Annotated in this window: 19 protein-coding genes and 2 pseudogenes; 10 read left to right on the forward strand and 11 right to left on the reverse strand. The window is 35.8% G+C overall.

The annotated features are described in order from the left end of the window. Positions 1-177 precede the first annotated feature (177 nt). The 3 genes from BN986_RS21520 to BN986_RS21530 all read left to right on the forward strand — a co-directional run bounded on the left by BN986_RS21520 (position 178) and on the right by BN986_RS21530 (position 3,213). Entirely contained in the window at positions 178-1,020 is an 843-nt protein-coding gene (locus BN986_RS21520; RefSeq protein WP_040984071.1) for a TraB/GumN family protein, read from the forward strand. A gap of 517 nt (positions 1,021-1,537) precedes the next feature. Further along, positions 1,538-1,735 (forward strand): cold-shock protein, encoded by a 198-nt coding sequence (locus tag BN986_RS21525; protein WP_040984073.1) that lies wholly within the window; start codon positions 1,538-1,540, stop codon positions 1,733-1,735. Between the two features lie 461 nt (positions 1,736-2,196). Beyond that, positions 2,197-3,213: a phosphotransferase gene (locus tag BN986_RS21530; protein WP_040984075.1), complete on the forward strand. Its 1,017-nt coding sequence runs from the start codon at positions 2,197-2,199 to the stop codon at positions 3,211-3,213. A 160-nt stretch (positions 3,214-3,373) separates the two neighbouring features. Here the strand turns inward: BN986_RS21530 and BN986_RS21535 are convergent. Beyond that, a pseudogene (locus BN986_RS21535) lies at positions 3,374-3,955 on the reverse strand (N-acetylmuramoyl-L-alanine amidase family protein); the annotation flags it as partial. Positions 3,956-4,625: 670 nt separating this feature from the next. On the opposite strand from BN986_RS21535, the pseudogene BN986_RS28140 reads away from it, so the two are divergent. Next, positions 4,626-4,754, forward strand: a pseudogene (locus BN986_RS28140) (transposase); the annotation flags it as partial. A 433-nt stretch (positions 4,755-5,187) separates the two neighbouring features. Here the strand turns inward: BN986_RS28140 and cudC are convergent. Continuing rightward, positions 5,188-5,766 carry a choline uptake/conversion transcriptional regulator CudC gene (gene cudC / locus BN986_RS21540; protein WP_040984077.1) on the reverse strand — a complete coding sequence of 193 codons (579 nt, stop codon included), beginning with the start codon at positions 5,764-5,766 and terminating at the stop codon, positions 5,188-5,190. A gap of 252 nt (positions 5,767-6,018) precedes the next feature. Beyond that, positions 6,019-6,918, reverse strand: a complete 900-nt coding sequence (locus BN986_RS21545; protein ID WP_040984080.1) for a glycine betaine ABC transporter substrate-binding protein — start codon at positions 6,916-6,918, stop codon at positions 6,019-6,021. 752 nt (positions 6,919-7,670) lie between these two features. Here BN986_RS21545 and betB point away from each other — a divergent pair. Together betB and betA are read left to right on the forward strand one after the other, a co-directional pair. After that, on the forward strand, positions 7,671-9,128 hold the full coding sequence (betB, locus tag BN986_RS21550) for a betaine-aldehyde dehydrogenase (protein WP_040984517.1): 1,458 nt from the start codon (positions 7,671-7,673) through the stop codon (positions 9,126-9,128). Positions 9,129-9,646: 518 nt separating this feature from the next. Beyond that, entirely contained in the window at positions 9,647-11,332 is a 1,686-nt protein-coding gene (betA, locus tag BN986_RS21555; protein ID WP_040984082.1) for a choline dehydrogenase, read from the forward strand. A 288-nt stretch (positions 11,333-11,620) separates the two neighbouring features. Here the strand turns inward: betA and BN986_RS21560 are convergent, their stop codons facing one another. Further along, on the reverse strand, positions 11,621-12,133 hold the full coding sequence (locus BN986_RS21560) for a hypothetical protein (protein ID WP_040984084.1): 513 nt from the start codon (positions 12,131-12,133) through the stop codon (positions 11,621-11,623). Between the two features lie 3 nt (positions 12,134-12,136). Continuing rightward, a complete protein-coding gene (locus BN986_RS27195; RefSeq protein WP_157037099.1) occupies positions 12,137-12,292 on the reverse strand; it encodes a hypothetical protein in 156 nt (51 codons plus the stop codon). Positions 12,293-12,602: 310 nt separating this feature from the next. On the opposite strand from BN986_RS27195, the gene BN986_RS21565 reads away from it, so the two are divergent. The 3 genes from BN986_RS21565 (at position 12,603) to BN986_RS21575 (ending at position 15,587) form a co-directional block, all read left to right on the forward strand. Continuing rightward, on the forward strand, positions 12,603-13,616 hold the full coding sequence (locus BN986_RS21565) for a ZinT family metal-binding protein (protein ID WP_040984086.1): 1,014 nt from the start codon (positions 12,603-12,605) through the stop codon (positions 13,614-13,616). A gap of 520 nt (positions 13,617-14,136) precedes the next feature. Next, positions 14,137-15,003, forward strand: coding sequence for an aldo/keto reductase (locus tag BN986_RS21570; RefSeq protein ID WP_081922299.1), 867 nt, complete (start codon positions 14,137-14,139; stop codon positions 15,001-15,003). Positions 15,004-15,281: 278 nt separating this feature from the next. Beyond that, positions 15,282-15,587 (forward strand): hypothetical protein, encoded by a 306-nt coding sequence (locus BN986_RS21575; protein ID WP_148417189.1) that lies wholly within the window; start codon positions 15,282-15,284, stop codon positions 15,585-15,587. 183 nt (positions 15,588-15,770) lie between these two features. On the opposite strand, the gene BN986_RS21580 is transcribed toward BN986_RS21575, so the two are convergent. Continuing rightward, entirely contained in the window at positions 15,771-16,487 is a 717-nt protein-coding gene (locus BN986_RS21580; RefSeq protein WP_148417190.1) for a hypothetical protein, read from the reverse strand. A 373-nt stretch (positions 16,488-16,860) separates the two neighbouring features. On the opposite strand from BN986_RS21580, the gene BN986_RS21585 reads away from it, so the two are divergent. Then, on the forward strand, positions 16,861-17,985 hold the full coding sequence (locus BN986_RS21585; protein ID WP_040984090.1) for a hypothetical protein: 1,125 nt from the start codon (positions 16,861-16,863) through the stop codon (positions 17,983-17,985). Positions 17,986-18,227: 242 nt separating this feature from the next. Here the strand turns inward: BN986_RS21585 and BN986_RS21590 are convergent, their stop codons facing one another. From BN986_RS21590 to BN986_RS21610, 5 genes are all read right to left on the reverse strand, one after another. Continuing rightward, on the reverse strand, positions 18,228-18,668 hold the full coding sequence (locus tag BN986_RS21590) for a cell wall hydrolase (protein WP_040984092.1): 441 nt from the start codon (positions 18,666-18,668) through the stop codon (positions 18,228-18,230). Positions 18,669-18,820: 152 nt separating this feature from the next. Further along, a complete protein-coding gene (locus BN986_RS21595) occupies positions 18,821-19,819 on the reverse strand; it encodes an inorganic phosphate transporter (RefSeq protein WP_040984094.1) in 999 nt (332 codons plus the stop codon). A gap of 15 nt (positions 19,820-19,834) precedes the next feature. Further along, the gene (locus BN986_RS21600) at positions 19,835-20,452 is read right to left on the reverse strand and encodes a DUF47 domain-containing protein (protein ID WP_040984095.1); all 618 of its coding nucleotides are present in this window, start codon (positions 20,450-20,452) and stop codon (positions 19,835-19,837) included. 533 nt (positions 20,453-20,985) lie between these two features. Beyond that, positions 20,986-21,801, reverse strand: coding sequence for a Cof-type HAD-IIB family hydrolase (locus BN986_RS21605; protein WP_040984097.1), 816 nt, complete (start codon positions 21,799-21,801; stop codon positions 20,986-20,988). Positions 21,802-22,216: 415 nt separating this feature from the next. Next, complete coding sequence (locus tag BN986_RS21610) at positions 22,217-23,098, reverse strand: LysR family transcriptional regulator (protein ID WP_040984099.1); 882 nt, start codon at positions 23,096-23,098, stop codon at positions 22,217-22,219. Positions 23,099-23,196 lie beyond the last annotated feature (98 nt).

Here is a 23,196-nt window from a genome sequence, read left to right on the forward strand (position 1 = left end):
CGCTCCCATGTCGAATCCTGAACGCTGCAGCCTGTGTTTTACGCAGAAGCGGCTTCATGGTGTTGTGCGAGGATACGAGTCGAAATTACAATGAAAAGTTGATGAAAATCATTTTAAAATGATGAAACAATATAGGTAATTCAATTATAGAAAACTACTAATAAGGGATGTGGTGAAATGGTGAATAAATATGAGGGAAATGGTGGATTACTATGGAAGGTTGTTAACCGTGAAACAACCCTGTATGTGCAAGGCATCATTCATTTGGGTCATGAAAATTTCTATCCGCTTGCACCTGAGATTGAAGAGGCTTATGATAGTGCCGATGTAATCCTTCCAGAGATAAATGTAATGAACCCTATAGTAAATGAAGAAGATGTTAATAAATTGGCGTTATTTAGTGAAGATATGGCATTGGATCAAGTTATATCAGAAGAGTCTATAAAAAAACTTTCAAATATATTTAAAATACAAGGATTGTCATTAGAAGAATTTAATAAATACCAGCCTTGGTATATAGAGAGTTTATTAGGAGCATTCATCAGGGAGAAAAGTGATTTAGCACCAGAGCATGGAGTTGATTTATATTTCCTTAAACGAGCTTTAGAAGATGGTAAAGAAATTATTGAATTAGAAACGGCTGAAGAGCAATATAATGTTTTTAGTGGCTATAGTATAGATACACAAGTTCAGATGCTGGGACATACGCTACAGACATATGAACAGCAAGCTGATTGGATAAACCAGTTAGGATATAGCTGGATACACAGCCACATTGATAGCAGTAGAGACGAGCTAATCAATATTGTATCTAATGATCTTGAACGTGCTAATAGTGAGTATCAAAAAGAGATGAATGATACTCGTAATATTAATATGGTAAACAAACTTGATGACATATTAAAAAGTGGTAATGGACAGACCTACTTTGTAATAGTTGGTTCTGGACACACTGTGGTTGAACCGAGTATCCCAAGTGAGCTCAAGGTAAGAGGGTACAAAATTGAAAATGTTTATTAATACGATGGAAATAAGGTTTGATATACTAATGAGAGGAAAATATTTCAAGGAAACTCTTTAACTTGGTTCACCAAATGGACGTTAGAGAAACTAGCTAAACAAAAAAATTGATTCCTTTACGTTTGGGAATCGATTTTTTTTACAATTTCTCAACATTGTAAATCCGTATCTAACTTAATTCGTACATAGATCCAGACAGATCAAAGTTTTATAAATTATTTTGTGGATCATTTGTTAAACTATGACGAAAAAAATTTAACAAATGAGTATATATTGCATTTATGATTATGTTTCTTAAAAGAATGCATTATATTGAACAAGAAGACCGTCTTTCAAATATATATATAGAAGGGTATCTTTTTTGAATGACATGTGTTATACTACAAATAACTTAATTGTTCGTGCTAGCAATACAGGATTTATGTCATAACTTCACAATGTATATCATCGTCTTGAATTATTATCAGAACAACCAAAGTAATAAATGTGTGCATTATGCACAATGGAGGAAATTCATATGAACACAGGTTCAGTAAAATGGTTTAACGCAGACAAAGGGTTTGGATTTATCGAAGTTGAAGGTGGAGACGACGTATTCGTACACTTCTCAGCAATTCAAGGCGAAGGATTCAAAACATTAGAAGAAGGTCAAGCAGTTACTTTCGACATCGAAGAAGGTAGTCGTGGACCACAAGCAGCTAACGTTGTTAAATAATAATTTATAATTGATAAAAGGTCTTTCTGTCATAGAGAGGCTTTTTATTTTTTTGTCGTATAACTAGAAGATAATTCGAATTTTCTTAGTATATTAGGCGTAAGAGTTGAAGAAGAGATAGATTAGCATTACACAATCGTACTCGATTGTGGAATGTTAAAAGCCTCATCTCTCAATAAAATATAAAGAGGAGTTAGTCTTTTTTTTTCGATAAGAAGTTTAATTAAGAATCACATGATAAGAAAAATTTAGATACAGAAGCTAAATTTTTCTATGCAGCTCTCATGTAAATACATTTTTCCTGCGCTATTGGTGACATATATCCAATTGTTGAATGAATGCGCTTGTAATTATAAAAGTCAAATGGTTTATTTATACAATATAATAAGAACTTGTTTGGATGAGATGTTTGAGAGAACTATATTACAATAAATTAAGTATGAAAGATTAGGAGATAACAGATGACAAAAGAATTTAAAAAATACAATAAAGAAGTCCAGGCGAAAAAAGACCAAGTAATAGAATGGAGTGCTTATTTAGAGAATGGGCTGTATACGTTGGATAAAGATCTTAGAGCTGTTTTTAATACAACAAAAACTGCTCATCCTATGGTTAATAACCTTAAAAATACAAAGAAAGAGGATCAACTTTCACTGGAAATAGAAGATTCCAGACTGAAGTATTTCAAAGGTAGTATCTTATGGTTCTGTATTAATGGCGATATCAAAATTTTTTCAGATGATGAGGTGCTTGTCATTTGTTCCAATAAAGAAAGTTATCAAAGGAAAATAGCAAACTATACTTATTTTTCACCTTTCTTCCGTATTCCCTCATTAATCAATCAAGACGCTAAGCACAATATGGTGATGGAAGAATTCGTTCATTTTGAAGATAAAACAGATAACGATGCAGCTTTCATTTTGAAAACAGTATATGATGATTATCGTAGTTATTTCAATTATCTAATGCTTCATTCAAAGGTTGATTATCAAACGTTGAATCACTTATTGAATACAAGTTTAAATGTGAAGCATATCCATCAGTTTGAGAAAATAATAGAAAAAGTTTCCACAGAATTGCTTTCTCTAAATTTGCCGTTTATCAACTTACACGGCGATTTGTGGTCTGATAACATTCTTTTAACTGATGAAGCAGGGGAAAAAACTTTATGGTATATCGACTGGGAAACTGCAGGTAAATATGTTTTCTTCTATGATTTTTTCAAATTTATTTGGAACGAATTAGATGTACATCATAATTATTCCTATTACCAGAGGTATGTAGCTGGGGAATTTGACGAAGGGTTAACAAATCTTTTCGCTATTTTCCATCTAACGTTTGAGCCCAAGTATCGACAATCTTATTTTTGTCTCTTTTTCCTAAATTTTATTCTTCATGATACAGATAATATGGCGTTTGAATACAAACGTGAGGAAATAATTAACTTTGAACGTAAGGTTTTCCCGTTCATGTCTTAAGGTGGTATCCATACTAAAAAGTGTATAGCCTATACTTGAAGAACAGAAAAATCGTACCGCCATCTTCCCTGTAGATAGCGGTACGATTTCCATCAAACATATTTAATTTTTTCCATTTGCTCTAACCTTGCTTAAGATTTCAAAAACGAACAAAACTTTACTTCGCAGGCAAGCCAAGCGCTTTAGCTATTCCATCCGCATGTCCTTGTGCTATTTCTTCTATAAAGGCATCGCTTTTCAACTTGTCCGCATCTGCTGCATTATCGATAAACCCATTTTCTGTTAGAATGGCTGGTGCACTCGATTCGCGTAAGACATGTAAATTGGCTTCTTTTTTCCCGCGGTCGGTGAATCCTGTTTGTTCCACCGTTTCATTGTGGATTGTATTTCTTATGGCGTTGGTTCTTTCCTTATTTTCATGGCTTCCGTTCCATGTGAAAGATTCATAGCCTGTAGAATTACCTGCATTGATATGTATGGAAACAAAAAAGTTAGCTCCCCAATTATTTGCTTCATTTGTTCTCGCATCTAATGACTTGGTTACATCGGACGTCCGCGAAAGCTTAATCGTGTGACCGCTATACTGTTCGTTTAAAATGTCTCTGGTTCTCAATGCGATATCCAACGTTACATCCTTTTCCTGCAATCCGTTCGCTGATGCTCCTGGGTCAGACCCGCCATGTCCTGGATCGATATAAATGCGCGTGTTTGCTGCTTCTGCTACATGATGGGAAATAGTCATACCTGTTAGGGCAATTCCTAAAATGATAAAAACAAACAGAAACTTTTTTAAGTTTCGTTTTCTTTGTTTTAAAAAGATAATGCTGCCTCCTCCTTCTATATAGTTATTCAACCATTTTAGATTCTAGCAAAAAAATTGTCGATAGGTCGATATATTGATAGATTGATAAAATATATTTCTATGTGTTTAAAAATTTGTAAAGTGATAGGATTTAGAAATTTCGTTTCCTTCTTGTGAGAGAATAGTCTTGTAAGACTTCCCTATAATTCATTTTTTTATAGAACAAGCAATGGAGTTGGGCAGAATTATCCATAAAAAACTTGTTGCATAATCAGGTACCTGATTATGCAACAAGTCTCATCCGCGATTGGATCAAATCCATTCATAGCTAAATGAAAAACTTAATCGTCCTGCTATGCTGGGGAGAATTGAATAAGCAGTAGTGATACACCGAACATAAAAAGCCTCCTGTGCTAAACTGATAATGGTGTCGCAAGTCAATATCAGATGAATAAGAGAAGGTAATATTAATAGTTCAAGTTTATTACATACAAAATGAAAATGCTAATATCATATTGTGTTAATACTGAAGTACAGGAGAAAGGTAATGTACGGTTAAGTAAGAAAAGATGTGTGAGAAATATTGAAAAAAACTATGTGGATATAAAATATCGAAATCATAGGTGGAGCAGTACGTTCAGATCATGTTTATTTGTGTGTAAGTATCCCGCCAAAACAAAGTGTATCTGAATTTATAGGTTACTTAAAAGGAAAAAGTCCTCTGATGATATTTGATAAACGTCCACAGTTTGGAAGTAAGTGATCAAGGCTATTCAGGGCAAAAGGATATGATGTTTTGACAGCAGGAGATATCACGGAAGAAGCGATTAAAGAATATATCTAAGAACAAACAAGAGGAAGATAAAAAGACAGAACAAAAATAAAAGAAACTTCTTTTAGAGGTGCGATGGTATGAGTACTTTCGATACCCGCTTTTAAGGCGTAGCAGGGAAAATCCCCTTATAGGGCAGATGTCAAACCGCCATTTGCAATGTGGTTGCTGGCTTAGTGACAGTAGTTTTGGAGCTCATTTCTTTTTATTCCAATATATAGAATTTTATATATTGGAAATCCAATATTCCCACTGTAGATATCATTTTGTGCGGAAATTATCACAGTTGTTATTCTGGAGGAAGAAAAATAAAAGAGGATTAAAAGCACTGCACTCCCTTTTAATCCTCTTTTATTATATTTTCGACAGGTATATAATGGTATATTTCTCCTGATTTTGTAAGTTTTGTAAGTTTTTCAAGCCAATGATAATATACAAGCGCATCATCAAGCTGCTGATAATCCAGGATAGCTCTTTCACGTAATGCTTCACTGGTTTCACTATCTTCAATTACTTTATTGAGCTGTTCCTGGGCCTTTTTAATATTAGTCATAAACATACTTACTTCACGTTCCCATTTTGAACCAAAAAAATGAGAAAAATAATTAAAGAAATTTTTTTCAGCCGTGAAAGAATCTTTTCTGGAGCCTTTTTGCCATACCTTTTGAACAATACCGATATCTTGAAGCTTCCTAACGGATGTACTCATACTTGGTTTACTCATGCCTAAAGCTTCTTTCATTTCATCCAGTGTAATTGGCTGGTGCTTAAAATACATCATTCCATACAGACGACCGACAGAAGGGGTGACACCGTAAAAATCCATTGTTTCTGAAAATGTATTAACCATTAAAGTTTCGGCTTGGTTAATTTTTTCTTTATTTTTTTCATCATTGGCATTATTCCAATTTCCTTCCATGACGGCACCTCTTTTATATAATAAGATCTTGAACGTACTGTTTTATTAAATTCATTTATAATAAATTGAACGTTCCTTTTATTCTATAATGAAATATACGGAAGTGCAACTTGTCAGTTCTAATATAGAGCGAAAATGTTTGAGAATAATAGGAAATAAGCGTATTTTAAGTAAACTGTTAATAAGAAAAAATTTTCTTTATATATGAAATAGGCGACTCTTATCGAGAGCCGCCTATCCCTCTATTTCTATTTAATTCATCCATTCTTCAATAACTTCCTGGTTTTCCTCCACCCATTTTTCTGCGCCGACAATCGGATTGTCTTCATTATCTTTTACATCACTCATCAGTTCTCCGAGTTGGTCGTCATTCAATTGAAAGTTTCTTATCCAGGCATTTACTTCTTCAAAGTCGGTATCAAATTCTTCCCGGGTGGCCATATATATTTCTTCTATTTCACCATAAGTATTTTTGGGGTCTTCTAAGAATTTTAAATCTGCGTCAGAAAATACAAAATGTGGTTGCCATAAGGGCGCAACGACAGGTTCATTATTATTAAATGCATCGGTAACAGTAATAATCATTGCTGCCTCACTGCTTTCCACCAGATTGAAATCAAGATTATATTCATCAATGACTTCATCTGTAATGAGCATTGTTCCCGCTCCAGGTTCAAATCCTGTTATTTCGCTGTTGAATTCTTCTTTATGTTCATTTAAATCCTCAATAGAATGAATATCATCCATATATTCTGGTACTACTAAGCCGACTTTTCCATTATCATACCAAGGTTCTTCGAAAAAATTAGCTTTATCTTTATAATTTTCATAATAATTCTTATCTTGTACAGGAAGCCATACTTCTGGTGCAATATCCAAATCTCCTTCTGCTAATGCAGCCATTTGAGTCCCCATTTCGATAAGAGGTAATTCTACCTCATAACCCTCATTTTCTAAGATAACTTTCCACAGATTTGTAACAGCAATATTTTCAGGCCAGTTAATCTGTCCGATTGTGATGGTTCCTTGATTTTCATCAGCTTCTTCTGCCGTATTTGCTGAACCGTTTGATTCACTGTTCGAGCCGCAAGCACCTAATACAAAAAATAAAATTGTAAATAAAATTAATTGGCTGATTCTCCTAAAATGCATACGTAATCCATCCTTTTCTAGTTATTTTTTAATAAGTATCTTTCTGAAATAGACTACCTCAGCACAAAAGTGCTAATAGATATGTTCCATAGATTGATTTACACCTCCTGTTGTTAAAAGAATTAAATACATTCAATATTTTTTAAACATAATGCTATATGTAACAGGATAACGGAAGATTATACTTTGTCAAACCCCAAATAATAATTTTATTTGTTTTATCACGGAGAACCGCCCGTAAAACTCCCGCCACAAAATAAAGAGTAAGAATGAATTTATTTAGGCGGGAGATAACGGGCGCTAACTCCCTGAATCACTTAGGCTAATTCAGTGGGAGAAGAGCGAAAACTCCCACTGAATGAAGTTTCGTTTTATTCCTATCTTAAAGAGGAGGATAGCAATTTTATTTTTTTTAGAAAGAATGCAAAAAATTGAAGCTGATCGCTCCAGCTATTTGATAGAAAAGAGTAAACTTATCTCTTGGAAATGTATGTCACTTACCTTAGTAGTCAGGCTGATTTGCTTTAAATAGGCGTTGTGGATTTAACGATCAGGAAAGAGCAGAAATAAGTATCATGGCACTTATGACTACATTAGAAAAAAGAAGCACCTTGTTTTCCAGGCTTTTCAATAATGTTTGACAGGGTACTAGAAATATTGATAGAGTAATTGTATTAAATTTATTAAAAATTTATTTAACAAACTTAACGTTTTATTATAATAATAGGAGTGATTATTTGAATTTACAAAGAATGTACATCGATGGAGAGTGGGTAAATTCCCAGTCTGGAGAAACACGAAGTATAATAAATCCTTTTAATCAAGAAATTGTAGCAACAGCTGCAGAGGGAAACGAAGAAGATGCACGTGCAGCTATTCAAGCTGCAAGGCTGGCATTTGATGAGGGGAGATGGGGCACATTAGCCGCCAATCAACGTGGTGAGTTTGTTTATGAGATTGGCCGATTGATTCGTCGTGACTTGCAGGAACTGGCTGAGTTGGAGACGCTGGATACAGGTAAAACAATTCAGGAAAGCAAGGATGATATGGAAGATATTGCAAATGTTTTTCAATATTATGGCGGACTGGCAGATAAGAATGGCGGTGAAGTTATTTCATCACCGATACCAGACAGTGAAAGTAAAGTTGTACGAGAGCCGGTAGGTGTTTGCGGTCAGATTACACCATGGAATTACCCACTATTGCAAGCTGCATGGAAGATTGCACCAGCATTGGCAGCTGGTAATACCATTGTTATGAAACCGAGTGAAATTACCCCGTTAACCACAGTTAAAGTATTTGAATTAATTGGAGAGATTGGTCTTCCTAAAGGGGTAGCTAACTTAGTACTTGGTTCTGGAGCAACTGTTGGAGCAGAGCTGTCTGTAAACCAAAATGTTGATTTAATCTCTTTTACTGGCGGTATCGAAACAGGGAAGACAATTATGCAGGCTGCTAGCCAAAATATGAAAAAAATAGCACTAGAACTTGGCGGCAAAAATCCTAATATTGTGTTTGCAGATGCTAATTTTGAAACAGCAGTGGATCAGGCTTTAAATGCTGTATTTTTTCATGCAGGCCAAGTTTGTTCTGCTGGTTCCAGACTTTTAGTGGAAGAGAGTATACATGATGCATTCGTGGAAGCACTTATTGAGAGAGCAAAACGTATTCAATTAGGCAATGGTTTTGATGAAAATACACAAAGCGGTCCAATGATTTCTGCAGAACACCGTGCAAAGGTAGAATCATATGTGCAAATTGGAAAAGAAGAAGGAGCAACATTAGCTGTCGGTGGTAAACGACCAGACAGTCCAGAATTGCAAAATGGTTTTTTCTATTTACCTACAATTTTTACAAATTGTACAAAAGATATGCGTATTGTTCAAGAAGAAGTGTTCGGACCAGTATTAACTGTAGAAACTTTTTCGTCAAAAGAAGAAGCAGTCAGATTAGCGAATGATACCATCTATGGTTTAGCTGGCGCTGTTTGGACAGAAGATTTAAACAAAGCTGATTTTATCGCAGCCCGTTTACGGATGGGGACAGTTTGGGTCAATGATTTCCATCCTTATTTTGCTCAAGCGCCTTGGGGCGGTTATAAGCAGTCAGGTATTGGCCGGGAACTTGGTCATGAAGGTCTAGAAGAATATACAGAAGTAAAGCATATTTACCGTAATAAAAAGCCTGCACCGATTCATTGGTTTAAATAAAGAGAGAAATATATTTTTTAAAAGCTTTACATCACTAAAATAGATTGTAGGAATTCTATTTTAATAATCGGATAATATTGTGGATGCAAAAAATCATTGCTGGATGAAGCATTAAACTATCACTTTCCTTTTAGATTTTCAATATGAAAATTTAAAAGATATAGAGTTAATTTTAATTGCACTCTGAATGGCTTCGGGTATAGAAAAGCTACTGTAGCAATGAAACTTTTGTATGCCAATATTATATCTCTTTTGTTAAAAATATATTAAACAAATTAAATATTCGTGTACAAGATAGATGTAGCTCGTTGGATTAATCACCGTATAATCGAGGATGTAGATTGCTAATTAATAAAGTTGCACATTATTGAAAGAAATATAAATTGTTAAATCAGATTAGCTATGTGTAAATTTTTGAACATACGTTTTCTAACTTAGTATGGAATGAAGAAAAAACTTGAAAAAATTTTATCAAGAGAAATTTTGTACTTGTAATTATGTTGCGGGAGGTCATTTATATGAATCAAACATATGATTATGTAATTATTGGCGGGGGAAGTGCGGGTTCTGTGCTTGGCAACCGTCTAAGCGTAGATAAGAAAAGTAGTGTATTAGTTCTGGAAGCGGGGCGTAGTGATTATTTTTGGGACTTGTTTATTCAAATGCCGGCAGCTTTGATGTTTCCATCTGGTAATCGTTTCTATGATTGGATTTATGAAACAGATGAGGAACCTTATATGAAAGGACGGCGTGTTGCCCATGCCAGAGGAAAAGTACTTGGTGGCTCCAGCTCGATAAACGGCATGATTTATCAACGGGGCAACCCAATGGATTATGACCGGTGGGGTGCTGATCCAGGTATGGAAACGTGGGATTATGCGCATTGTCTTCCTTATTTTAAGCGATTGGAAACAGCTCTTGGATCGGATTCTTCTGATGAATATCGCGGCCATTATGGCCCTATTAAATTAAGAAGAGGACCGGCAAAGAATCCTTTATTCCAAGCATTTTTCGATGCAGCTGTAGAAGCTGGCTATAAGAGAACCCCTGATGTAAATGGTTTTCGTCAAGAAGGCTTTGGTCCTTTTGACAGCCAGGTGCATAATGGAAGACGCGTTTCTGCCTCACGTGCTTATTTACGTCCGGCAATGCGGCGTAAAAATCTGACAGTGGAAACACGTGCATTTGTAACAAAAATTAATTTTAATGGCACATATGCGGAAGGAGTAACATACCAAAAAAATGGCAAGACATATCATGTTAACGCTGGCGAAGTAATTCTTTCCGGTGGTGCATTTAATACGCCGCAGTTATTGCAACTGTCCGGAGTAGGTGATGCAGAGCATTTACAATCATTAGGTATTACGCCAATAGTTGATCTTCCAGGGGTAGGAGAAAATCTGGAGGACCATCTTGAAGTCTATATTCAACATGAATGTCCGCAGCCAGTTTCTGAACAGCCAAGTTTAAATAAAGCCAAAATGCCTTGGATTGGTTTACAATGGCTACTTGGACGCAGTGGTCCCGCAGCAACCAACCATTTTGAAGGCGGTGGATTTGTTCGTTCAAATGAAGAAGTAGATTATCCTAATCTTATGTTCCATTTTCTTCCACTTGCCGTTCGGTATGATGGGCAAAAAGCAAATATAAAACATGGGTTTCAAGTGCATGTTGGACCAATGTACTCCAACTCTAGGGGGAGTGTAAAGATACGTTCCCGTGATCCTTTTGAGCATCCAAGCATTTTTTTCAATTATCTATCTACGGAAAAGGATCGGAAGGAATGGCTTGAGGCGATTAAAGCTTCACGACATATTCTTTCACAGCCCGCTTTAAAGCCTTATAGTACTGGTGAAATTTCACCAGGACCTTCTGTGCAAACAGATGAAGAAATTCTGGAGTGGGTAGCGAATGACGCAGAAACAGCACTTCATCCTTCCTGTACAGCAAAAATGGGTCCTGCTTCTGATCCAATGGCTGTGGTAGATCCGTTAACTATGAAAGTGCATGGCTTGGATAATGTACGAGTCGTGGATGCTTCTGCTATGCCGCATACTACAAATGGAAATATTCATGCTCCTGTATTGATGTTGGCGGAAAAGGCAGCAGACATTATCCGGGGACAAAGACCGATGAAACCTGTGAATAAAGATTATTATCGTCATGGTGTTCATGCAGCTGATGCTGGTACCGTTGAAAGGTAAGTTTGTATTTCCATCATTTATAACTTCTTGTTTGTGATATGTTTTACTATAATTATTGCTTTAAAAGCTGATTCTATTCATTTGAAACTCAATATGTGAAAGCACCAGCAGAAAATGCATCTATAAAAACCACTTAATCATGGTGATTAAGTGGTTTTTTATAGATTATACTGTATTCATTTCTAGTCAGACTGTATTTCATATTACATAGCTAGATCTAATAAATTTTTATTATTCATCATTTAGTATTTCTTTTGAAATCAGATGAAATATAGACTATTAAAAAGTCTAATCAAAAAGAATTTTTTCTAATTTAATAGAAATCTGTCTCCAACTTGCTTTTCCCATTTTTCCATAGATTGCATTTTTCAACTTTTCATAAATTGCTTCGATATATTCATCCAATGTCATATCTGCTTTATCAAGTGTAGAAATCCCACCAGATTTAAAAGCATCAAAAAACTGTTTATTGGCGAAATATTGTTCATAGTTACTTTCCATCATTTTTAGTGCAAAAAATGTAAATATAGATTCATTCCAAAAATAAATAGATGTTTTGCCTTCTTCTCCATGTGTGACGGATTCCAAAAATATATTGCCTGCCCAAACATCGTTTTTAAAAGTTATAATAAACTCATAATACAGCAGACTGATTATTGTCACATCATGGACTAAACTTTTCATATCTAGAGATGTTTCTAATAGTAAATATTCCATTGTATTTGCTAACTCTTTATATGTGGTGATTTTTGGTATTTTATCAACAACACGTAAAAATTCCATACAAAGATTTTCAATCATTCTTCAATCATTATTAGCAATTTGCTTTTCTCTATCTTCATAAATTGTTGTTAACACTTTGAAAGTGACTCTATGATTTATACGAGTTTCTGAAACTATTTTAGCAGATGAAATATATAACTCTTTTTTCTCTTCTTCTTCAGCCCCATCGAAAACCATTATTACGCATCCCCGCAGCGGACCTCTCCTTGGCAAGAACACTGTTGTTTAAGACCAAGTGATTTTCTTGGTTTCCTAATGCTTATTTTTAAGAAAAAAACTCTATATTGAAACTGTACATACAGTGGTGTAAGAACTGGAATATTAGCCGTCTCTTCCTATTCTCATTAATGCAAAATAGTCACTATTAAAATTAATTCTTTTTAAAATAGTAAAAAATTTATATCTATTCCTATTGTATTCTTTCAAATATAATGGTAATATGTAAAACGTAATCATTACTATTTACATATAAAAGGAGAGAATATGAATGCGTAAAAAACTGCTCAGAATTGCAGGAATATTATTTATAGCGCTGGTGCTGGCAGCGTGTCAGGATAGTGCAGACGAAGATGCCAGGTCGGAGGAAGAAGCAGCAGCTACAGAAGAAGAAACAGCTGAAGATACAGAGGTAACCGAAGAAGAGGATCACGAGCATGATCATGAGTCCGAAGAAAATATAGAAGCTGGCGATGCTGAGATTGAAGGATTTAACGCCCATTATCACACGGGCGACACAGTAAATCTTACAGCATCAACAGTAGCAGATGAAGGAGACGGTCATTGGCATTGGTATGTCAGAGGTGGAGATGAAGGTGAATGGGAAGAAGCTGACGGCGGAGATGGAGATACTTTCCAATCTGAAGCAGTAAACCACCAGCAGATAAAAGCAACATTATATGATGAAGATCATGAAGTTATCAGTGAAACGGAGCCTGTAACCGTAATCATTGATGACCATGATGGCGATGTCTATGAAGGGTATTTCGATGATGAAGATGTGGAAGACAGGGACATTTCCGACTGGGCTGGAGAATGGAAATCCGTCTACCCTTACTTTGAAGAAGGTGCCCTTGACGAAGTATATGAACATAGAGCTGAAGAAAGTGACGACATGTCATTTGAAGAATACAAGGAGTATTATGACACAGGTTATGCAACGGATGTAGATAACATCGAAATAACGGAAGATGGTGAATTTACATTCCATGAAGGTGATGAAACATATTCAGGAACATATGCATATGACGGTTATGAAATCCTTGAGTATGAAGCAGGAAACCGTGGTGTTCGATTCATATTCGAATTGGAAGAAGGTGATGAGAAACCACCTCAGAATATCCAGTTCAGTGACCATATCATCGCGCCGCAGAAATCTTCCCATTTCCATATTTATTGGGGAGATGACAGGGATGAGCTTCTGGAAGAAGTTGATCATTGGCCAACATATTACCCTGTAGAGTGGAGCGAAGAACAGATTGTAGATGATTTGCTTCTGCACTAATCACTCAAGGAGACAGTGAAAGTTTTTTACAATACGTAATGTTTGATTCGGGTAATACGTGTATTGAAAATTTGAAAGAATAGGGCTTGAGAAAATTAGAAAGATAGAAGCAGTTGAAAAGACATTTCTGGCTAAATAGCTTGAAATGTTTTTTAACGTTTTTAAAATTAAATTTTTTTACTACAGATAGCTTTACATCCTGCCCAAACAAGAATCATGATCACCCTTAAGGAACGGCAATACTATCTTCTGCAATTCCTGCCCAGAGAATTGCTGTGCGGTCTAATTAATAAGTCGAGATTTTTGACAATGCAGATATACTTCCCGCGTTGATTTCTGATTGCGTATGGTCAATTAAAAGTAAGAAAGCACTGAATTCCAGTTGTTCTAAGGCAGGATAGAACTAAAAAAATAAAAATTTAAACAGTTGACCTAGAGTGGACTTTAGGGAATATAATGAAAAAACAAAGTGGATATTCACAAAATATAGTTTATTCATTTTATCAAAGGAGATGTTCAAATGATTTTAAATGAAAATTATCAATTACCTAATGGAGTCAAAATTCCTAAATTAGGTCTTGGAACATGGTTTATAGATAATGAAGATGCCGGACAAGCAGTGAAAGAGGCAGTGAAAATCGGTTATCGTCATATTGATACGGCACAAGCATATGGAAATGAAAGTGGAATCGGACAGGGAATTAAAAATTGTGATGTGAATAGAGAAGATTTATTTATTACGACAAAACTTGCTGCTGAAGTGAAGTCATATGAAGAGGCTGTTTCATCGATTAATCAATCATTGGAGACCCTGGATCTTGATTATATTGATATGATGATTATTCATAGTCCGCAACCATGGGTAGAGTTTGCGGAAGAAGAACGCTTTTTTGAAGGAAATAGAGAAGCTTGGAGAGCGCTGGAAGAAGCCTATCAGGCAGGAAAGCTTCGTGCCATTGGTGTATCTAATTTTCAAAAAGAAGATTTGGATAACATTCTTGACAATTGTACCGTCAAACCAATGGTCAATCAAATTTTAGCGCATACCAGCAATACACCATTTGATTTGATTGCTTATACGCAAGAACAAGGTATCCTTGTTGAAGCTTATTCTCCAATTGCACATGGAGAACTATTTAAGAATGAAAAAGTTGCAGCTATCGCAGAAAAATATGATGTCTCTATCCCGCAATTAAGTATCCGTTATACGTTACAGCTTGGGTTACTTCCATTGCCTAAAACAGCAAATCCAGAACATATGAAAAATAATGCCGAAGTGGACTTTACTATTTCAGATGAGGATATGGAATTTTTGAAAAATGTAGAGCAGATTGAGAATTATGGAGAAGCAAGTGATATGCCGGTATTTGGCGGGAAATTGAAATAAGATAATGCAGAATGCTTTTAAACAAAACGGTATTCCATGGGAGAAATGACTTTTTCCTGTGGAATACCGTTTTTTGATGTGCCCGATAAGAAAATACATATTGAACTGCCTAACTTTCAACTATAAGGAAGAAGTTTTGATTTAATCACTCTGGATAGGAGAATTTTAATATGTAAGAAAGTAATATTCTAAACATGAATGATGCACAAGCCCATTCATTTTCTAGGTGAACGCATACATTAAAAGTGGATGTGAAAAGAGAAAGGAATGAGCAGAAAATGGATGAGATGCATAGACCTTCTGTAGAACAAGATAATCAACATGGAATGATGGATTCCCGGCTCTTTTTTGGTGGACCTGGACCGTGGGCGCCTGGATTTTTTGGTCCAGGATTTGGCCCGGGATTTTATGGACCTGGTTTTATAGGGCCGGGATTTGGAGCTCCTTATTATGGGAATCCGATCTTCCAATACGGTATACCATTTTTGGGCGGAGTAATCACAGGGATGGCGATTGATAATTTTCCTCGTTATAACCCATACGGATATGCTGCTCCGCAGTGGGGAGAAGATCAGTCTAGTTAGGTGAAAATGTCTTATTGTATGTGAGTCTTACCAATAGTAGGGTATGTGTTATGCTTATGTGGAGGCTGGGTTTCGTCCCAGCCTTTTTGTAAGATAGAAATGTATAAGAAAAATATTCGTTCACTTAAAGACGAATAAAAGTGGATTTTTTAACACCAATTTTGCATCCATTCAAATAATATCCTATCCCTCATCTACCTGATCAGACTGAAAAGTCCAAGCAGCCTTGTTCTGATAATCTCTGTTATTAGAAGTATAAAGTCCGAAGAAAATAATATACTCATCTGCACCATCATGCATGGAAATAGCGATTTTATGATTTTCCTCTCCGCCTGGTTCTAATGATATCGAATTTGTTGGATTGTCAGAGTCGATATTATTTTGCTCATCAAGATACCAAGTGCCAACTCCAAGTAAATCTCCCTGCGTCAGTTCGTCATCGAGAATCACGGATTCATCTGACCCGGAAGCTGCATCCGGCTTTTTTACTTCCACGGTACTATCCCCTAGGTTCTCTAGTGTAAAATTGCCAACTAGGTAAAATTCATCACCATCTTTTGTTTCTGCGCCAAGATCTTGTGTTCTTTCCACACTGTTTAATGTTACAGCAAGTGGAAGGTTTTCTGACTGTGTAATGACATAACCTGTCTCTCCAATTTCAAGGCCCATTTGGTCTTCAAGCTCTACGGGATCAGCATCTGCATCATGGATGACTTCTTCTGGAAGATTTGCGCTTGCTTCTTGGTTTTCATTATCACTTTCACTTTCACTTTCAATATCACTATCACTATCGTCTGCATCATTCTGATCGCTGGCAGATTCCGTGTCAGATGCCTCGCTTTCGTCATTTTCCCCGCCACACGCCATTAATAGCAATGTACTTGCGACTAAAATCATCATTATCATCAAGTATTTTTTCATTATGCAGCCCCTTCCTTTTGATTATATGGTTAAATAAGTTCTAAACTTACCATACCATAGGAAACTAATTATTTCTATGTACTTCATTTAAATGATAAAGGAATAAATCATGTAATATTTCCTTAATTTTTACAGTTGTAAGATAGTAATAAATTCCATAAAGTATTTATCTTATTGAATAATAATCAAGAACCTTGATTAAAATCTTTTCCGTAGTTAAGATTATTCCGTTTTAGGCCTATTTATTTAATTATTTATTTTTAACTCAACAAATAGTACTTTCTTCTGTTCCCATAAAAGGATGAAAACGGTATTATCATTTGTATATCGTATATATTCAGGAGGAGAGATGATGGGAAAGCGAGTAATAGCAGTCATGCTGATAATGATCGGATTGATATTAGCGGGATGCGGTAACAATGAAAGGGATACTTCAAATGAAGAGACAAGTAATGCGAATACGGAAGGGGAGAATGCAGAAACAACAGAAGCTGGTCCGCTATTGGTTGATGCGGAGAATGCCATTGATGAGCGGCAGGAAATTGTCAAGATGGTAGAAGAGCAGAAAGAAATGCTGAAACTGGGATTCATCACGGAAGATACGCCTATCGAAAATATTTATCTACAACGCTATACCGATAGTGAACTTGCAGAAAAAGAAGATGTGAATTATTCATCCAGCTATCGAGGAAAAGAGACTCCTAGTATTACCTATTCGAACGAACTTTGGGCATGTGAAGACGGCTTAGATGAATGGACAAACGATCTTCAAGAACGAGAAGCTTTTCAGGATGAACGTATTGAGGGCTACTATGGTTATTTTGAATATGAATTTAAGGAAATGGCTGTGAAGCATAATGAAAGGTGTTATACTACATCTATCTTTACAGAAGATGGATATAGTGAAGCGGATCAAAAATTGCTTGAATTAATGAGTAAGACATTCAAAACGGAAGAAGAAGGAGCATATGACCCGATTTATACACGTTTCTCCATTGATTTGGATAAAATCAAATTTCCAACATTTAATCCGGAACGTGTTGTACTGCGGGATACATATATTAAATATGGTGACAGTGAGTACGACTTGGACAAATCGGATATCTCAGCTGTTGGCTCAGCTTACTTTATTGATGACGATGATTTTTTTACCTATAGAATAACGAATGAAGAAGATCCCTATGCAGAACCGGAATCAGAAGAGGAAATACAGACGGAGAATGGGGTAGAGGTTAAGAAAATTGTGCAGGAAATCAATCAGGAATTAAAGTATATATGGAGTAATGGGAATTACACGTATGTGATTAGTATACATGAAAGCGGGATCGAATTACCTGAAAGTGAATTATTAACTTTTATTGATTCGTCGATGGAAGACCAGCGCTCTTTTAATCATTTAGAGTTCTTTCAAAGTGTAACAGAAAAACCAAATTTAGATGAAGATGCTTCAACCATTAATGAAGAATACTATCAATAATAGATAATAGCATGTTAAGGGTAATCCGGTGTCTAATTTTTACTTGATTCAGGTTACACATTAAGCCGGACTTATATTCAGAACGGGTGAAGCGGGTAAATAAAAAAACCCTAAAGCCTTTGGCAATAAAAGGTTTTAGGATTTTTTTAAATGTATTAACTCCATTTTTTTGGAAAGTCAATTATTTGTATGAGCAGTTCATTTATCGGCTCTATTTCATTCACTAGTAGAAAGAAAACTTGTTATCCCATATAGACACTGTCACAGGTTCCAGGTGCAGGTTCATAAAAACAATGTGACATAAATTGACCGGAAAAAGGCTGATCATACCATGTTGGAGGACATGGTGCATATGGATTAAAGTACCAAAGAGCAAATTTGGCCGGATGCTCTCTCCAAAAATCCAGATTCTGTCTTGCTAACCTTCTTTCAAATGGTCTTGCTCTTTGATAAAACATATTTCCTTTTTGAACAGCTTCAAAAGAATAATTTCCTCCTTGTACATGAAAAATGACATCATCAATTGTTCTCAATTCAGTAAAATCACTGCAATCGGCTACAGCACGGTTCACAATGACATTGCCAACATACAGCATCCCCTGTTTTCCTTCCCCTTCTGCTTCTGCTCTCATCATCCTTGCCATTACATCAACATCTGCTTCTCGGTAAGCTACTCTTCCCATGATCTCACCTCTAAATTATAATATGATGGAAAAATTATATTCATGCCCTTGTTGGCTGTATTTTTGAGATAAAGATCGAAATTTCTTTTGAAATGAATCACTAGTCTGCTAATGGACGTTGTCTAACAATCGCAAATACCAGATAAACAATTTTAAAGGAACAAATTCAAAATATAATAAATAACTCCGCCAAGTGCAGCAGTTATCGGTAAAGTGATGACCCAGGTAATAATCATTCGTTTGGCTACACCCCAGTTAACCCCTTTCGGCCGATGCGAAGCTCCAACTCCAAGAATACCGGACGAAATAACATGGGTTGTGCTTACGGGTAAATGAATGAGCGTTGCCCCAAAGATGACACCAGCACCAGTAAGATCAGCAGCAACTCCATTTACTGGGCGGATTTTCATAATTTTTCCACCGACTGTTTTTATAATTCGCCATCCGCCAACGGAAGTTCCGAGTGCCATTGCCGTTGCACAAGACGCCTGCACCCAAAATGGAATATCCGTTGTTGTATGCATCCCTCCAACAATCAATGCCATCGTAATAATTCCCATCGATTTTTGTGCGTCATTTGTACCGTGAGCGAAGGATTGGACAGACGCTGTTAATATTTGTACAAGCCGGAATCGTTTATTTGTCTTTGCTAAATTACTATTTTTAAAAATAACTTTAATTATGCTGTATATGATATATCCGATGATAAAAGCAATAACTGGAGAGGAAAAGAGACCCTCGAGAATAGAGATAAATCCCTGGAAATGAATCGCATGAAACCCTGCTGATACGATAACTGCTCCAGTAATAGCACCAATAATGGCATGGGATGAACTGCTTGGGATGCCTGCATACCATGTAACTAAATTCCAGATAATTGCTGCAATCAAAGCAGCTAAAATAACCGTCAGCCCATTATCCAATTCAAACGGATCCGTAATTCCACTAGTAATTGTTTGAGCAACACCAGTAAAGGTTAATGCTCCAGCAAAGTTCATGACAGCAGCTAATATGATTGCTCTTCTAGGGGTCAGGGCTTTCGTTGATACAGATGTTGCAATTGCGTTTGCTGTGTCGTGAAAACCATTAATAAAGTCGAAGAGAAGAGCAAAAATAACAATAAGTACGATGATTACAGTAAGAAATTCCATTTTTTAACCACTCTTTTACGCATTTTTCATGATGATACTTTGAAGTGTACTTGCTGCATTTTGACAATAATCTGCTATCTGTTCCAGAATTTCATAAATTTCTTTATACTGGATGACTTTAATAGCATCTTTTTCTGTTTGGAATAAATTCCTTAAGGATTCACGATATAACTCGTCACAGTTACTTTCGTATTCTTTAATCCGAATGGCATGATTCTCTACATCTTTTAATTGATAATTTGCGATTAACTCCATGGATGTCAAGATTTCCTCGGAGCATTTCAATATATAATTCGTAAATTGATCAATATAATCATCGGAAGATAAAATATGATAAATATCCATTCTGGAGGAAAATTCTTCTATACCGTCCATAATGTCATCCAGATTATTTACAAGCTGGAGAATATCTTCCCGTTCAATAGGTGTAATAAAGGCTTGGTTTAAATCTTTAATGATTTCATGAACTTTATCATCAGCAACGGATTCGTGTTTTTTTATAGTATCGGAAAATTGTTTCAGTGTTTCCGAGTCTTTTACCTTAAAATGAACAAAATAATCTGCTGTTTCGTGTAAATGTTTTGCAAAATCAACGAGATAAAGGGAAAATTTATCTGGCTTTTTCTTAAACATATTTCTTAACCTCCATTAAACAAAAGGAAACGTTGTATCCTGAATTATGATATATTTTATCAGTGATTTGTCCAAAATAAAAAAATATAATTTTGTCGATTTTCGTCACGAAATTCATTATACACCTTTATGTGATATTTTGTTGCTTTCCATGAAAGAATATCCAATGAATTTAAATAAATATTAACAACGGTCCAGGAAGGAAAAGGGGAATTCCTAATTGAGATCTTGGGAAATTTTTTTGTTAATGAAAGGCAATACAAATAGTGACAGAGGATTTTTAACGATTATTTCATTATTTGAGACATAGGATCTTGGTTGTCATAAATTGGTAATTATCCATAACTTGTCACCAAGGGAAAAGTTTGCGGAAGAAAAGTGTAAAGTGAATTGAAGATAATGGAATTTGATGGAAAATTAAAACAACAAGGTATAGCATACTTTAAAACAACCTTGCATCCCAGGAGAGTTTTCATTTACTCCCGTGGAATGCAGCTGTACCCATGATATGATGAGAATGAATCGTTTAAAAGTTATTTGAAATACTTATTCAGAGCATGTTTTAGTCCATCTTCGTCATTAGTTAAAGTAACCTCATCTGCTATTGATTTAACTTCTTCTGGTGAATTTCCCATCGCAACTCCAATCCCTGCATAGGTTAACATGTCAATATCATTAAAGTTATCTCCAAGAGCCATGACTTCCTGATCTGTGAATTGATATCTTTTTTCTAATTTTTTAATAGCATTCGACTTAGAAGCAGCTCCCGACATAATTTCTAGATAAGTGTCCTTTGATTTATAAATGGACAGACTTGGGAATGTATCTTTTAATTCTATTTCAAGCTGATTAATCGTTTGTGGTTCCCCCATGCACATACATTTATGAATATCATGATTTTTTTCCATAAATGATGGGAGATGAGAAAGCGTTGGAAAAGCATTTGTAATTTCTTTTTCTTGTAGAACCCATTCATCCTGATGGTCACTGACCAGCCATTGATCATGACTATATAAGCTAAAACTAACGGAGGTATAACGTTCATTGACTATTTTATAAATTGCTTGTACATCTGCGTGTGCTAAGCTGATACTATTAATGATTGACTTTTCTCCATTTTCATTATCTGGACCTAAAATTAGAGCGCCGCTATAACATATCATAGGAGAATTAATGGATAATCTTTGCTGAAGATGTGAGATACCGCTTGGCATTCTTGCTGATACAAGAACAAATGGAATGTCTTTGCCCACTACTTTTGAGATTTCTTTTTTTGTTTCATCGGTAATTTGATGATTGGAATCTAATAAAGTTCCGTCGATATCGCTGAAGACTGCTTTAAGTGCCATTATTTATTTTCCTCCCTCTATACAATTAAATTTTCTTCATAATACGCTTGTTTTCTTCTTACAGAGGATGTTCAAAAAGTCCAATAAAAATGACACGGCGAATTTCTGCGTTGACTAGCAAATTCCAATGGGGTCTGGGACTGCGATTACTCGTCCCATCGAAGACCTTTTGCGATTACTCGCCCCACCAAAACCGTTACTCACGTATCATAGGGCATACGCTCCGTTTGGAATTTGCTAGTCGCCTTGAACTTCCGACGCACAGGACGTGCTAGTGTCGGTGTTGCGACAGGACGTCGCGTTCTTAACCGACTTGGTCCTATTTATCGGCCTTTTTGAACACACACTTATATAATTTTACTTTTGCTTCATATAGTTATCAAAGAAAGCAAAATACCGCTTTATAAATTGACTGCTAAAAAGTCTTCTGTATCGTCTCATCACAGAACATATTGATAAATTGATTCAATGACGCTGGTATATACCTATCATTCCTGTAAACAAATACGGTCTTCACTTTTTCGTAGGGATGGGGAATGGGATGCTGTTTCAGACTTCCATTTTGTATATGTTTGGAAACAACACTTAAAGGAAGCATGCTCAGCCCTAAACCTGCAGATACACAGCCAATAATTGCCTCCATCGTTCCAAGCTCCATGATTTTTCGTGGAACAATGCCTTCTTGGTGTAACCAATGTTCAAGTTTTTCCCGATAAGCACACCCGGTGCGAAACACAAGTACTGTCCTGGTTTGAATATCTTTGATAGATGATATATCAGGATGCTTTGTATCTGTTATCAGGACCATCTGCTCTTCAAACACCTCCTTTTGGGTGAGGCCAGGGTGTTCAATAGGCTCTGCTACAAATGCTCCATCCATCTCATGCTGGAGCACACCTTGGACGTTTTGTTCTGTAGAGCCAGTTTTTAACGTTAAATCCACTTTTGGAAAAGTTTCATGAAACGCTGAAAGATAGGTTGGCAAGCGTACGGCAGCCGTTGTTTCCATTGATCCAATAACTAACGAACCTCCTGGTGTTTGATCATCGTTCACCGCTGCTTTTGTCTCTTCTATCAGATCCATTATTTTTTCAGTATATGTCAGGAGCATGCTCCCTTTGTCTGTTAACGTAATCCCGCGATTATGTCTGTAAAAAAGAGTGGTTTGCAGGTTTTTCTCTAATTGTTGCATTTTCATAGTGATATTAGATTGGGCATATTGAAGCTCTTTTGCGGCCTGTGAAATACTTCCTGATTTCGCAACCGTATGGAAAATGTTCAGTAAGTGCAAATCCATTTCAATTTTTCCTTTCTTTTTTGTTATCTAATTCATTGATATCAAATATCATTATTATGTATTATTCAATATATCAAAAAAATTGTATACTTTACACA

This window comes from Oceanobacillus jeddahensis, from assembly GCF_000750635.1.
In the GTDB taxonomy this organism is placed as follows: Bacteria; Bacillota; Bacilli; order Bacillales; family Amphibacillaceae; genus Oceanobacillus; species Oceanobacillus jeddahense.